This is a genomic window from Bradyrhizobium altum (assembly GCF_020889705.1).
Classification (GTDB): domain Bacteria; phylum Pseudomonadota; class Alphaproteobacteria; order Rhizobiales; family Xanthobacteraceae; genus Bradyrhizobium; species Bradyrhizobium altum.
Genome location: NZ_JACMYP010000014.1, coordinates 39,807 through 54,260, shown reverse-complemented (window position 1 = coordinate 54,260; position 14,454 = coordinate 39,807). Strand labels below are relative to the sequence as shown.

Below are 14,454 nucleotides of genomic sequence, written 5' to 3'. Positions count from 1 at the left end.
TCTTCGCTCCGCCAGACCGACGGCGATTGTGCAAAGCCTGACGGGAGGGGAGCCAGGCTCCCATCCCGGACGAAGCCGAACAGATCAGTATTCGGTATAGACGCTGAGGAAAGCCGTGCCGCCATAGGGCCGGTATGCGTCGTAGACCCCGGTGCAGGTATAACGATCCGGACAGTGGCAGAGATTGACGACCCGGCAGCCGCGGGGGCCACAGCGCTCGACGTGGCATACATCGGCCACCGCGCGGCGCGGAGCCACGCGCTGCGGTTGCGGAATAAAGGAGTAGTCGGCTGCGATGGCCGCGCCCGCAGACATCGTCAGCAGGACCCCGGCGACGATCGACTTCAGCATCTGCTATTCCCCCTCAATTTTGCTGTCCAGAGTCATCATCTGGAAGCGTTCCGAAATCTAGAAGCGTTCCGAATATTCATACCGAAAATCCTTGGTCGCTGGTAGGGTACCAAGGATGGCTTCTTTCCGCTCGTGGCCGCCAATATCCATGTCGATGCAATTTCGCGTGCCATAGTAACATACTTGGACCCTAACACGATCGCTGCAGATGTTCTCAGCATAGATCCAATGATTGAACAGGCGGTCATTGTTGGGAAAGGAGCGAGATGCCGCGGCGAGCCTCAGGCAGACGGCTCCGGTCGGGCTGCGGTGCCGACGGGATGAGATATCGTCGGCTGGCGGGGGAGCGACTCCAAGCGTGGCTCCGACGCCGGATCGCTGCATCTGCGCCTGTGCATTCGCAATGGCGAGAAACTGCGCAGCCACGCAAAGTGCAAGGCAGATTCGGCCCGGCTTCCTGTGAGACAACTGATCTCCTCCACGGATGAAACTTACTGGATGCCGGCTCTGGTAGGCTCGGCAAGTCTTATACCCTCGATTCGAGTATCAGAAATGAATTCTGCCGTAATGCCGTCGGGCCGGTCCCCTCTCGTTGCTGGGCTCGCGTTGCTGCTGGCAGTTCTGACGAGCGGGTGCAGAGCGGACGACGTTTCCATCAACGTTGAGGGCACGCGCACGAGCATTGCCGGCGAGCAAGGGACGCTCAAGGCCGCCTCGCTCGCTGAGGCAATCGAATACGTGCGGAAGGATGGGAAAGAGCGCACCACGCCGGTGACGTACAGGATCAACCTGCCTGCCGAAGCCCAGATCCTGGGTCAGCCTCTTACCATTTCCGGTCCCGAACCGCCCGCGGGCTCCCGCATCATCATCCGCGGCGCGCCCGGCGGCACCAGGATATCAGGAGCGACCTTCCTACAGAGCCATCTCAAGCTGTCGCGCTCCAGAGACGGGCGATACGAGTACGCATTGCCGTTTTCAGACTTGCCCGGCGAAACCGCGCAGAAGCTGCTGCGGAAGCTCTCGACCATAACGCCGCGGCAATTGATGATTCGAGTCAACGGCAAGACGCGCCTGCAATCCACAAGGTGGCCCACCAGCGGCTTCCTGCCGGTGGTCGAGATCACCGGCGATCCGCGGAGCAGCACGGCGACCATGGCGTTCGCTGATCTGCCGGACGGGGTGCGCCGCTCCCCCGACCTCTGGATCGGCGGATACCTCACCGATTCCTATCTCTTCGTGAACGCACGGGCCCTTGCCGTCGATTCGAAGGGCGTGCTGACGGATCGAAACAGGTTGAGAGCAGACGGCAAGCCTCCCGAGAGAGTGTATTTCTACAATCTGGCAACCTTTGCCCAATGCAACTCGTTTTTCTACGACGCGTCGGCGAGAACGCTGAACTTCTGCTCCGAGGAGCCGATCGAGACCCTCGAGGTGCCGGTGCTCGACACCCTGCTGGCGGTTTCCGGCTTTCATAATTTGACCGTCCGAGATGTCGTCTTCGAACTCGCCATCGAGACCGCCGTGACCGTGCGCGACAGCGTAGCGATCAATTTTTCGAACGTCATCGTCCAGCTGGCGGGCGCCGATGGAATTGCCTACACGAACTCCAGTGACTCCCGGATCGATCATGCGAGCATTCGCGCCGTCGGCAGGCGCGGGGCGTGGCTGTCCGGAGGCGACCGCGCCAGCCTGACACCGGGGCGCATTTCGATCGAGGATAGCAGCATCCAGGACTTCTCCCTGGTTTACCGCACCTTTGCTCCGGCGGTGCAAATGGACGGGGTCGGAATGAGCGTGCGCCGAAGCGTCATCTTCAACGGACCACAGTTCGGAATCCTCTATTCCGGAAACGATCACGTCATCGAAGATAACCTCCTGGCTCAGCTTCTCACCGAAGCGGGCGATTCAGGATTCATCTACAGCGCGCGCGACTTCACCAGCCAGGGCACCGTCATTCGCCGAAACGTCTTGCTTGGGACGGGCGGACGGTACTTCAACGACGCGCGGGGGATTTATCTTGACGAGTTTTCGAGCGGGAATCTCGTCACCGACAACGTTATCGTGGGCATCCCTTACGGGATACTGATGAACGGCGGTAAGGATAACAAGTTACTATCAAACCTCTTCATTCTAAGTTCGCCGTCGATTTGGGGGGCCGCATTGGGATATGCATCGTGGTGGCAGGTATGGCGAAACGATCATATGCAAGTTCCAGGTGGGCTCAGTGTTCGGAATTTGTACAGCTTGCCCGTCGACAAGGAGCCTTGGACGAGCCGGTATCCCGAAATCGCCGGTTACAAGCATTCGGACCTTCTCCGGCCCGAACGAAATCTGATCGAAGGAAACAGGTTCATGGGCGCCGGGTCCATCACGGCCTTTGACGGCGATATCCCAACAGCCGAGGTCCGAAACAACAGTGCTGTCGTGTACCGGGGCAGTCTCCAGCTTCTCGAGCGCATGCGCAACTGGATTGCGCCGTCGCAACTCGACGAGACCCTCGCGCTCGTCTCGTCCGAACTCGATCGCCAAGGCTTGACCGAGCACATTCCATTGCGTATCCCGGAACGCGCTGGGGCGCAGCTGCCGGGGCATCGCTTTGCAACGCTGTCCGAGTCCAAATGAACAAGAAGCGCGTTCTGATCGTCTATCGTTCGTTTTTTCCGTCGTTGTCGCATCTCGGACCCGCCACCGCGATCCGTAACCTGATGCGCAACATGTCGGACGATTATGAATTTCACCTTCTGACCCTCAACCACGATTTCACCAGTGGCGCCGCCATGTTCGAAACGCCCGTTCATCGCGAGCGGATGGGGGCTGCCACCGTGGAGTATATTCCGAGGGGCTCCGCCGGCTTGCGCATTCTCTTCGACCGCGTCAGGGAGGAATTCGACGTCGTCGACATTCAGTGCGCCTTCGATCCGCTGCTCGCGATTCCAACTCTCATCCTGAAGCGCCTGGGATTTCTGAGGGGCAAGCGCGTCTTCCACACGCCGCACGGTATCTTCATGGATGTGATCATGTCCGCGTCCGCCCTGAAGAAGCGCCTGTTTTGCCGCCTGGCCGATTTGACCGGCCTCTATCGCGGGGTCGTTCACCTCGCGGGGTCTCCCGCGGAAGAGCACGATATCCGCCGCAACCACCTCCGCTCCCAGGAGGTGCTGATGGTTTCGCAATTCGTGGAGAGCGGAGCGTTGCGACCGACCAGGAGAGAAAAGCCGCCGGGACAGCTTAGAATGGCGATGGTTGGCCGGGTGACGGTCCAAAAGAACGTCACCTTTGCGCTCGACGTGGTACGCCGTCCCACCGTCGCGTCCTCGCTCGATATCTTCGGCGAGGTTGATGACAGTTCTTATGCGCAACAATGCGTTGAGATGGCGCGAGCCGGGACCGGACAGTGCGACGTGACGTTCAAGGGAAACCTGCCCAAGGACGAACTATTCGCGCAGCTGGCGGATTATGACGTTCTCCTGCATCCGACGCTGGGGGAGAATTTCGGTCATTCGATCGTGGAGGCATTGACGCTTGGGCTGCCGGTGCTGATCAGCGACAGGAGCCCCTGGACAGACGTCGCGGCGAGCAACGCGGGCTGGGCGCTATCGCTTTCAGAACCGGAATCGTTCGTCGAGAAACTCGAGGCGATTCACGCGATGGGACCGAAGGAATGGTCCGCGCTGAGCGAGGGAGCCCTTCGCTACAGCAGGGCAACCTTCGACGGCAAGGTAACGTCCGAGCGATATCGACAGGCGTACGGTTGAGTTCCGGGTCGTGTGCCTGAGGAAGAGGAATTCCGCAAAATGCAATTGATCACCATCCAGAAGGGCGTGTTTTGCGCGCTTCGTCCGTCGCTGTGGCGGCTATTGAGCATGCGGATAGCTCCCGCCATCGAGCACAGGGAGGCTCTGTCGCGCCTTTCCTTTCAGACGGTCGTGGATGTCGGCGCGAACAGGGGGCAGTTCGCGGTGATGGCGCGGCGGCTGTTTCCGCAGGCGCAGATCTACTCCTTCGAGCCCCTGTCGGAGCCGGCCGCCCGCTTCACCGAGGCTCTCGGCAGGGATGACAGGATCCGGCTCTTCCCCTGCGCCATCGGGCCGACCTCCGGATCGGCCAAGATCTACGTCACGAGCAAGGACGATTCTTCGTCGCTCCTGAAACCGGGATCCGCCCAACGCGAAATATTCGGGGAACAGACCGCGCGTATGGATGAGATTGCCGTTCGCCGGCTGTCGGACTGTCTGGAAGCAGGAGCCATCCGGGGGCCGGCGCTCCTGAAGGTGGACGTTCAGGGCGGTGAGTTGGACGTCCTGGAGGGATCTGCCGATCTCATTAACCAATTCGAAGCTCTGTACGTCGAGTGCTCGTTTATCCATCTCTATGAGGGCCAACCGCTGTTCGGCGATATCTCGCGCTGGACGGAGGCACATGGATTTCGGCTGGGAGGGGTATATAATCAGTATGTTGATCCGCAGCATGGCCCGGTGCAGGCGGATTTTCTTTTCCTCAAGACTGCCCCCGCTGGGGCCGGCCCGCGATGAGACTACCGGTCTTCGTCACAGAGAATCTCGCGATTCTGCGCAACCTCGCGAAGGGGGGCGTATTCAACGCGGCAGGGTTCGGCTTCAGCTTCTATGTGCTCGCGATCTGCTATCCCGGCATCAAGGCGACGCCGGCCCAGTTGATGGATTTGCGCAACGGCCTTACCACTCAGGCTGATGTTGGAGGGTTCAGCCTATTCATCGCGGTACCCGCGCTGTTGCTGGGCTTGTTGGTATTCGCCCGTCACGGTGCGTACGCGGCGATCCGCCGATCGCAGCCGATTCTGATCTTCCTCCTGATCTACTCCGGCCTGATCGTTCTCGCGTCGGTCGCTGCAGCCGAGTTCATCGAGTCGTCAGGGCAAATTGTCCAGTACGTCGTCACGCTGGGAGCATTCCTGCTTTGTCTCTGCTTTTGGCAGGCGCCTGCGCAGAGCGTGGACGACGCGCTCGCGATGGGATTTCTGGCGCTGGCCGCATCCCTCAGCGCCGCCGCGATTGTTCAGGGATTTCACGAGTATCGATGGGTCGGTCTGATCCACCCTAATCACTATGCCAGATACGCCTATATTGCGTTGGTGCTCCACTCTTTGGTGGTCAAGCGTGTGAGCTTACCTGTATTTGTGATTTGCTTCGGCGCAACTTACGTAGTTAGCGCGCGAACCATTATGATAGGCACGCTCTTATTTTACCTTGGGTATCTCGCCTTTGCGAACTACCGAGCGCTCTTCAGTCGCGCGCAGCAGATCATGAACGTTCGCATGTTCGCAGCCTTCATGATGACGCTCCCAGTCGCGCTTGTGATCTTGCCCTTCTTTACCGACACCGACCGGCTGATTGACAAGGTCACGAACGATCTGGCGCTGTTCGATCCCAATCGAGGAATTCTTTCGGGATTCACCGGTCGTACCGAATCGTGGAACACGTTCTTCGAGACGATCGACCAGTATGTGTTCTTCGGATACGGCTTCCGTTCCAGCCGATACAATCTGCACGCGGTCCATAGCGGCATCTTGTCTTACTTCATGGACTTCGGCCTACTGCTCGGTGGCCTCTTACTGCTCGTTGTCGCCGGCCGCGGGCTCTATCTGGTCTGGATCGGCACGAAGCACAGTGATCGCAGGACGTTGCTCTGCGGGCTGGCGGTCCTGTCCACCCTGCTGATCCAGTGGTTTGAGCCGGACAATTTCAATATCGGTTTTATAGGTTCTTTCTTCTTTATGCTCTTTCTGGCGTACACGCCTTCGGCAAGACGGCGGTACGCGTCGACTCCCCTGCGTCATGCGAGGTTGCCGCAAGGGCAGCCATCACTACAGCCTGCGGCCGATGTCTCTTGATCATCAGCGCAGTTCAATGTCGGATCCCTTCATATGCCGCTAGATCATTTGCAGTCCTGCAAGGAAATTGTTCGCCACGTATTGTTCCGCCTTGGTGCGGATGAAATCATCAATATTGCGAGGCGCGTGCGTGGTCGTGATACGAGCCACATGCGTAAGGCTGAGCTGGATGAGGTTTTTTCAGATATCTACGTCAACGGAACCTGGATCGAAAATGCGGAGCAGGTGAGTCTCTCAGGTCTGGGTTCTTCGCCGATGGCTACCGACACATTGACCCGTCAGCTCTCACAGTTCTTGCGAGATGTCGGATGCACTGGGCTCGTCGATATAGGCTGTGGCGACTTTAACTGGATGTCTCGAGTTGCCGGCGAGTTCGATTACCTCGGTATCGACATTGTCCCGTCGTTGATCGCTTCTCACAACGAGGTCCACGCGAATTCCAGGAGGCGCTTTGCCTGTATGGATGCAACGAAGCAACCCCTCGAACGCTGGGGCGACGTAGTGATATGCCGTGAAGTACTTTTCCACCTCTCGTTCAAAAATGCTCTTGCGCTCCTTAACAACATAAAGTCCGCCGGCTTCAAGTACGTCTTGCTGACCAGCGACAGTTCCGTGTGGTTCAATTCCGATATTCGGGACGGAGACTTCCGGAGAATCAACCTGATGCGGTCTCCATTCGGACTTCCTGCTCCGAAGTTCGAGCTGAGGGACGATGGGGTTTCGGGCGGGCGAATACTCGCCGTATGGGATGCCAGTGCCCTGAACTCGATTTCCGGTACTGAGTGATGTCCGTTCGTCAAAACTTAATCTAGCCGTTACCGGCCGTAGCCGTTTCCATAGTTTTAGGAGCGCATTGAAATGTTGAAGGCGGGCATTCAAGTTTTGTTGTTCTTCATACCTTGGTCACTTCGGCGCTGGGCCTTGAATAATCTCTTCGGTTTTTCGCTTGATGCGAACTCTCGCATTGGCCTTTCGATTGTCCTTGCTGATGAGGCTTCTTTAGCGAAGGGAGCCTCCGTCGGTCATTTCAACTACGTCGGACGTCTCGACAACCTCGAAATGCATGAAGGAGCGATGATTGGAAATTTCAATTGGATCACCGGGCTTTCCCGAAAGTTGAACTCTCCATTCTTCAAGAAGAACCCAGGGCGGCGATCGGAGTTGCTGATGAAGCGTGCGAGCCTGATTGCACACCAGCACTATATCGATTGCTCCGATCGAATCGAATTCGGCATGTACAGCGGACTTGCAGGAGTTCGCTCGCAATTGGTCACGCACGGCATCGAGCCGCTGTCGTGTAGGCAGACTTGCTCACCAATTATCGTCGGCGACTATACGATGGTTGGATCAGGCTGTCTTATTACGAAGGGCGTCAGGATTCCCAACTGCTGTTTGGTCAGCGCCGGTTCGGTTGTGAGTCATCTAAAGCCGGAATCTTACTCGCTCATTGCGGGAAATCCCGCGGTTCATGTTCGCAAGGTGCCAGAGACAGCAAAGTTCTTCTCGCGCACAGACGCAATCATCTATTGATTGCGAACTAGGTTGCATCGCATGCGCTGGTCGATATGAAGCCAATATTGTTATCGACGCTTGCGGGGTGGCTCGCGAGGCTGCTCGCAATTCTGTTGAATCTGGTGGGCACTCCGATGGTTCTCGACAGGCTGGGACCATCGCGGTTCGGTCTGCTCCTTGTTATTTTAAGTATCAGTTCGTGGATCGGGTTTGCCAATGTCGGCATGGGACGAGTGATCGCAAATGTCGTCGCTCGAACTCGCCGGAGCGCGAGTGCCTTCAAGACTGAAACCGTGTCGCTTGCTGCGGTGCTCGCAGCAGGTCTCAATCTCGTGTTATTTGGAATTGCAGCAGTTGCCCTGATGATTTTCATGTGGCTGGTGCCGCTGAATGAGGTGATTCTCGCAAACTACGGCGAGTTTATTGCAACGATTCTGGTCGTGTTTTTCGGCTTGGCCCTGTGGTTCTTCCTCTCGATCTTTGAGGGAATAGATGCAGGGCACCATCAGCTGCATCGACTCTATCTGTTCCAGCTGGCGAGTTATGTACTGTCGTTCGTGTTGCTGCTGTTTGTATTTCCGACCCATCCGTCGATCGTCTTCGCCGCTGTCCTTCTCAGTCTCGGTTTTTTGCCGGGTTCAGTCTTCCATGCGCTGGACGTCGTTCGCCGGAACCGGAATCTGTTTTCAAGCGACTGGAGGTGGAGACCCCGGATCGCCCGGCGCCTGCTGCTGAGCTCGCTCGACTTCACCATCATTAGCCTCGGGATAGGGATTTTATATCAACTTGCTACCGGACTCTTCGGTTTCTTGGCGGGGCCAGACGCTGTCATCGAACTCGGAATATTTATGCGGTTGATGCAGTCCTATGGAGGGCTCGTCATCGCCTTTACGTATCCCTTGTCAAATATCGTCGCGACAAAGCTCAAAATGCGGGACGATTTGTCGGCCACGCGGATCGTGCGCCTCAGTGGGATCATGCTGCTGGCAGGATCTTGCCTGGCAGGAACGGGCTTCTGGCTGTTCGGTAATTTTGCGCTGTCAATCTGGCTGCGTACGACGATCGAACTTGATCATCTGTTTTTGACGGGAGCATCGCTGCTCATCGTTCTGAGCGCCTTGCAGTTCTTCTTCTCCGCCTTGCTGATCGGTACGTCCAATATCAGGGAAGCAGCGAGGCTGCAGGTATGGCAGTCGTTGATCTATGTGCCGATTGCTTGCGCTTTCTTCAAGATCTGGGGCCAGGAGGGCGTTCTGCTCGCCATGGATGCTGTGATGTGTGTGGGTGTTGCTATCATGATCAGATTTGTTCGGGGCCACTCCGTGCTCAGGGCAGCGATCGCGTGATTGCAACTGGCGGGCAGGAAGCTTCCACTACGATTTTTGATGATCGCCATCCTGCAAGTAGCTCTCCCGGGATGTGCTGATCGGACGGGGCGAATGTGACGTCGCGTTGCGCGTTTCAGCGAACGACCACCGACGTCCCCGGAATATGAGCGTCGATACCCTTGCGCGCGAGTTGAACTGCAAACAGCTGCCGGTTCCTGATTGGGACCGCGCCCATCCGGCTGACCAGTTCGGCTTGGTGAGGTCGAGCCGCGCCAAGGAATATCTCGATCGCCTCCGCATACAACTCGCTTCGCAGAAGCAAGCAGAACTCGTCTATCACCTTGGATTGGAGCGCTTCGGGAAGGGCTGGAAAGATGGCGAAGGCTGCGCGGTTTCTGGGAATCGCGAGCCAGCCCTCGTTAGGACCGACCTGGTACGACATGTCGAGGTAGCGAAGGTATTCCTGTCGGAGTCCCACGCGAAGGCTTTCGATCTGAAACAGCGAAAACCATAGATACGGATCGGAGGGCAAGCATGACAGCGCTTCCACGACGATGTTTCTGCTGCGCTCGAGGCGGGCGTCTGTTTCCGATGATGCGTCGAATTGCCCCCGGACAATCGCCAGATCTACAACAGCCGTATCGTGGGCCGCGGTAGCATTGCAGCGGACCGGGCTACCAGCCTCGCGATAAAGCCGGAGCTTCTCTTCCAGCCGGTCGACCGGGAAGGTCTCTCCGCGAACAATGCGGTTCGCGAATTGCTCCAATGGCAGTTGTCGCCAAAAGGTCGGCAACGTGATGGCTGACCAAGCCACCGCGCCCAGTCCCAAGACGGCCGCAAGCAGACACGTGATGCCAGTCGCGGCTGCACCGGTGAGATCGCCGCTCCTCAACTATCTAGCTCGGCTGTGAGTACTTGGGATCGTAGTAGTAGCTCGTCCCGTATCCCTCGTATCGCTTCAAAAGATTCGTATCGGCCTTGTTCATGACCACGCCAAGCAGATTTTCACGAACCGACCGGGCGTTCGCCAATGCCCGCTCAAGGACATCGATATTGGTCTTGCCCCATTCGAGCACCAGGAGATAGGTGGGAATGAAATGTCCGGTGGCGCGGACATCGATCACCGGCGCCAGCGGAGAGAGGTCGATGATGATGTAGTCATACATGCTGCTGAAGCGCTCGATGAGCGCTCGCATGCCTTCGGACGCGAGGATCTCGCTCGTGTGTGCGATCGGGGTATGGATCACCGTGGGCAGGAAATCCAGGCCAGTTGTACTCTCCCGAAGAACGACGTCTTCGAACTTGCGTTGCCCCAGCGCAACCTCGACGAGGCCGGCGGCGGCGTTTGGCGCCATCAGCTTCGTGAGCGACGGATTTCGAAGATCCGCGTCGATCAAGATGACCTTGTGCCCGGACTGCGCGCTGAGCAGCGCAAGGCCCGCGGCAGTGGTTGATTTCCCCTCGCCGGGGAGCGCCGAGGAGAGGCCCACGACGCGGCCGCTGCGTAGTCGACTATTGAGGTCTATCGCGGACTTTATCGATCGGATGCCTTCGGCGTATCTGGAGAACGGCGAGCTGACGACGGCCCAGAAAGCTCCAGCGTCGGCTTGCATCTCATGCGGTGACGGAGGGGTGTCGTTGGGCTGGAGAGCGGGTGCCGGAAGAACCGGAAGGGTTGCGAGGCAATCAGCTCCCAGCAACCGCTCGACCTGATCGCTGGTGCGTACCACGCGATCGGACAGGTCCCTCATAAGGCCGATGCCGAAGCCCAGCATCAGGCCGCCGGCGCACGCCATAGAGAGAACGAGAATGGTCTTGGGACTGCTGCGCTTGGACGGCCGGCCCGCGCTCGATATGATGCGGGCCTCCGTGATCGGGAACGATTGCTGCTGAATGGATTCAGTATAGCGCTGCAGGAAGGTCTCGTACATTGAGCGGTAGGTCTGGGAGTTGCTCTCAAGCTCCTTCAGCTGGACCTGGGCCTGGCCACCGATTTGAGAGCGGGCGACCGCGGCCTCCAGCGCGCGTTGCGCCTCATCCTCGCGTTGCTTGGCGATCTCGTAGTCGCTCTTGTAGGTTTCCGCGAGGCGGCCGAGTTCGGCGGTAATCGACTTGGCGATTTCACGCATCTGGTTGCGCAGATTGACCGCGGCCAGATGGTTCACCCCATAGCGGGCTGACAGGTCGGCTTCCCGGTTGGCGATATCCAGGTATTGCGTCCTCAGTTTGCTCACGACATCGCTTCGCAGAGTGTCCGTTACCGTTGCGTCGCGAACGTCCGATTTCATGACCTGCTCGATGCGATCGAGGCGTGCACGCGCGTCCGCGGTGACCGTCCGTGCTGCGAGTAGCTGGCTGTTGATCTCTGCAACCTGCTGTTCAGAAATCGACCGTCCGCCGGCATCGACGATGTTGTTCTTGCTTTTGAAGTCGACGATCGAGCGATCGGCGGAGATCGCCTGCTGCTTCAGCTCCTGGATACGACTGGAAAGCCAGTCGCCCGCACGGCGGGCCGACTGATACTTGGCGTCGAGCTGATCGTTGATGTAGGCCTCGGCGACGGCATTGGCCACCTGGGCAGCCCGCCCCGGCAGGGCAGAGCGATACGCTATCTCGATCACGTAGGTAACGCCTACGCGCTTCGCCGACAGATTGTTCGAGAACTCGCGCAGGGCGCGTCGCTCGATCTCGTCCTGGGACTCATCGCCGGGTTCGAAGAGCTGGTAGAAATAGTAGAGGAGATTGCCGACGAAGCCTCCGCCATAACGGGAGAATTCGGGCTCTTGCGCCAGATGCAGGTCGCGGATCACCGATCGCGCAATGTTGTCGGACTTGATCAGCTCGAGCTGACTGTCCACCGCCGGCGAGTCCACGGGGACTTCGGTAAAGAGGGAGTTCTGGGACGTGTAGGGCTGAAGCTTTCGCGTGTCGATGATGATCGTCGCCTGCGCGGTATAGGTCGATCGGACCACCACGAGATAAGCGGCCCCCAATGCGAGGGTGATCAGCATCGTGACCAGAAAGATCGGATACTGGCGGCGAGCGAAACCGAGGGCAGCCGCAAACATCTGATCGGGCGACACGTAGTCTGCGCGTTCGATCTCGCGTTCCTCGGGCTTCAGGAGCTGGAGCATTTTGGAATCATTGTGATGCGGCAAGCCAAGACGGCCGCCTGTTTCGCAAGCAGTCGCTCATTCCGGCCTGAGCCGGTAATGTAGCCAATGCCGGATTTCCCCGGCATTGCTCTCACGGGCTTACTGAACTCGAAACGGTGCCGGAGTTCGCGAACGTATTGCCCAAGCCGCTAACGCTCGACGTGTAACTGAACAGCGGCGTGTTGGTGCCGCTTCCGCCGATCGGCTGCGCACCGCCGCCGCCGCCCGCGCCGAACTGGAGCGGATTGGTCTGACCTCCGCCAGCACCACCGCCACCACCGCCGCCGCCTGCGGCTCCGATCGGTCGGTCGCCCGCGCCGGCTGCGAAGGCCAGAACGACGTCCTGATCCTTGGTGTTGAGAATCGCCTGTTGGATTTCTGTGGCAAGACCGGGGTTGGTTCGGACGATGACCTTGGCAGCCTGCGCCAGGCCGGCGCCGATTGCCGCCTTCTGGTCCTTGTTGGCATTCGCGATCAAATTGATGATCGGCTGAAGTGTGGCTGCGTCACCCGAGACCAGTTCGCGAATGGCGCTGACGAGCTCGGCGCCGCCGGTGGGATTCTTGGCGAGAAGCTCCGCCGGATTGCTCAGGAATTGAGTAGTGGCTTGCGACGAACGCTGGGCCGACGCTGGTGTCGGGACCTGAGCGGTTACGCACATTGCGAGAATTGCCAATGCTGCAACGCCAGTGATTTGTTGCTTAAAAGCGATTTGGAACATACCATGAACCCTTCCGAAAATATAACGATATCTTAACCGCATAGCGCCGCGACATCAACGTCAGTCGAGGCTTTCCGGAGTTTGGTTCACTTCAAAGTTAACCGCCTCAGCCGCCTCAACCTCTGCCACTGGCCTCTGCGTTTGCGCGAGAGCAGCACCGAGCAGAACAATCACGGTACCGGCGTAAGCAGGGATCTGCAGGGAAAAATCAATCAGGGAGTGTAACACGGCGACCGTTGAGACGGCCAGGGCGGCGCGCGGCAGAGTACGGGAGCGTTTAGGGTCGAGGCAGGCGCGCAGCAGGATCGCCATTGCGCCGATCCAAGCCAGCACGACGATGCCCGCCAGGACCAGGCCGCCTTCTGCCGCAATCTCAAGGGGGACGTTATGGGCCCGATCCCACACGCCCCAGCCTGAAATCTGGCTGCTCCGATAGGCGGCGAAGCTCCAGCGGAACGAGCCCAAACCGCTCCCGAGCCACGGAAAATCCGAAATCATGTGCAGGACCGAGGCCACGACGCTGGCACGTCCACCGCCGGTTGTGCCTTCGGTTTCCAACCGTTCGCCCAACCCGCTGTCGAAGATCTGGTAGATCGCCAGGATGACGACGACGGCACCGCCAAAGGCCAGCCATTTGCGAAGCCTGGGCGGCATTTCCGATCTGAAATTCAGCCCAAAGGCCACGAGTAGGCCGGCAAAGCTGCACGCCACACCCGCACGAGAGCCAGTCAGGACCAATGCCAGCAAGCAAATGCAAAAAAAGCTGCTCGGCAGCGCAAGGACACGCCAATTGACGAGGATCGTCGATGGGCGGCGGCGTTTGCCGGAACGGCGCTTCCTGCGCAGATTGAGGCGCCGGAACGTGAGCAGCAACCATATAATGGCGATCGACCCGAAATAGACCGCCGCCGCATTACGGTTCGTGAACGTCCCGGTGAGATTGCCCGCATAGGCGATCTTCTCCTGCCACAGCACCAGGTTGGGTTCGAGCGCGTAGGAGCAAATCGCGTAAACGGCATAGAGGCCGCCCGCCCAAGCGATCGTGCGGAACAGGCGGCGCGAGAGTGTCTCGTCGGCGCCGCACATGTAGCCCCCCGTGAACAGCAGCAGGTTCAGAAGCGGCGTGCCGATCGCGAGATAAGGCTGCCCCCTGGCGATCGACGCGCTCCCCTCCAGGGGCATTCCCAGAATCTCGCTGGCCAGGGCCCAGATCGGATGGACCAGGGGATCGGACGGCGCTCGAGCCACGACCTGAAGATAGAGGATGGTCGCATAGCTCGCGACGCCGACGGCAATGATGGCTGCAAGAAAAAGCGGTGAAGCAATGGCCGGCGGTCGCAAGGCAAGCCCGACCACCGCTATGCCCACCAAGCCGCACCAAAGCGAAATGGCGACGGAGGACACTGATGCAAACGGGAAAGGCAAAATGGCCACGACCGCGAACAGCAGCGCAGCGAACGCATCCGAAGCCTGCCGCGGTTTGAGGGCGACCACCGCCGTCTGCAAGACGACGATGTA

At 58.9% G+C, this 14,454-nt stretch carries 12 protein-coding genes; 7 read left to right on the top strand and 5 right to left on the bottom strand.

Translation table 11 applies throughout. The features are described 5' to 3' along the window. Positions 1-84: 84 nt before the first annotated feature. A complete protein-coding gene (locus H8B02_RS06710) occupies positions 85-351 on the bottom strand; it encodes a hypothetical protein (protein WP_229165494.1) in 267 nt (88 codons plus the stop codon). A gap of 552 nt (positions 352-903) precedes the next feature. Here H8B02_RS06710 and H8B02_RS06705 point away from each other — a divergent pair. The 7 genes from H8B02_RS06705 to H8B02_RS06675 all read left to right on the top strand — a co-directional run bounded on the left by H8B02_RS06705 (position 904) and on the right by H8B02_RS06675 (position 9,078). Next, the gene (locus H8B02_RS06705; protein WP_229165493.1) at positions 904-2,973 is read left to right on the top strand and encodes a right-handed parallel beta-helix repeat-containing protein; all 2,070 of its coding nucleotides are present in this window, start codon (positions 904-906) and stop codon (positions 2,971-2,973) included. Further along, complete coding sequence (locus tag H8B02_RS06700) at positions 2,970-4,106, top strand: glycosyltransferase family 4 protein (protein ID WP_229165492.1); 1,137 nt, start codon at positions 2,970-2,972, stop codon at positions 4,104-4,106. Before H8B02_RS06705 ends, H8B02_RS06700 begins: the two co-directional genes overlap by 4 nt. Positions 4,107-4,145: 39 nt before the next feature. Beyond that, positions 4,146-4,883 carry an FkbM family methyltransferase gene (locus H8B02_RS06695; RefSeq protein WP_229165491.1) on the top strand — a complete coding sequence of 246 codons (738 nt, stop codon included), beginning with the start codon at positions 4,146-4,148 and terminating at the stop codon, positions 4,881-4,883. Beyond that, positions 4,880-6,220: an O-antigen ligase family protein gene (locus tag H8B02_RS06690; protein ID WP_229165490.1), complete on the top strand. Its 1,341-nt coding sequence runs from the start codon at positions 4,880-4,882 to the stop codon at positions 6,218-6,220. Before H8B02_RS06695 ends, H8B02_RS06690 begins: the two co-directional genes overlap by 4 nt. Before the next feature lie 33 nt (positions 6,221-6,253). Further along, complete coding sequence (locus tag H8B02_RS06685) at positions 6,254-7,006, top strand: class I SAM-dependent methyltransferase (protein ID WP_229165489.1); 753 nt, start codon at positions 6,254-6,256, stop codon at positions 7,004-7,006. Positions 7,007-7,078: 72 nt separating this feature from the next. After that, a complete protein-coding gene (locus H8B02_RS06680) occupies positions 7,079-7,750 on the top strand; it encodes an acyltransferase (protein ID WP_229165488.1) in 672 nt (223 codons plus the stop codon). 47 nt (positions 7,751-7,797) lie between these two features. Further along, a complete protein-coding gene (locus tag H8B02_RS06675) occupies positions 7,798-9,078 on the top strand; it encodes an MATE family efflux transporter (protein WP_229165487.1) in 1,281 nt (426 codons plus the stop codon). Positions 9,079-9,193: 115 nt separating this feature from the next. Here the strand turns inward: H8B02_RS06675 and H8B02_RS06670 are convergent, their stop codons facing one another. The 4 genes from H8B02_RS06670 to H8B02_RS06655 form a co-directional block, all read right to left on the bottom strand. Beyond that, entirely contained in the window at positions 9,194-9,874 is a 681-nt protein-coding gene (locus H8B02_RS06670; protein ID WP_212318124.1) for a hypothetical protein, read from the bottom strand. Positions 9,875-9,956: 82 nt separating this feature from the next. Next, a complete protein-coding gene (locus H8B02_RS06665) occupies positions 9,957-12,194 on the bottom strand; it encodes a polysaccharide biosynthesis tyrosine autokinase (RefSeq protein ID WP_229165486.1) in 2,238 nt (745 codons plus the stop codon). 112 nt (positions 12,195-12,306) lie between these two features. After that, a complete protein-coding gene (locus H8B02_RS06660) occupies positions 12,307-12,936 on the bottom strand; it encodes a hypothetical protein (protein ID WP_092123381.1) in 630 nt (209 codons plus the stop codon). 60 nt (positions 12,937-12,996) lie between these two features. After that, complete coding sequence (locus tag H8B02_RS06655; protein ID WP_229165485.1) at positions 12,997-14,430, bottom strand: O-antigen ligase family protein; 1,434 nt, start codon at positions 14,428-14,430, stop codon at positions 12,997-12,999. Positions 14,431-14,454 lie beyond the last annotated feature (24 nt).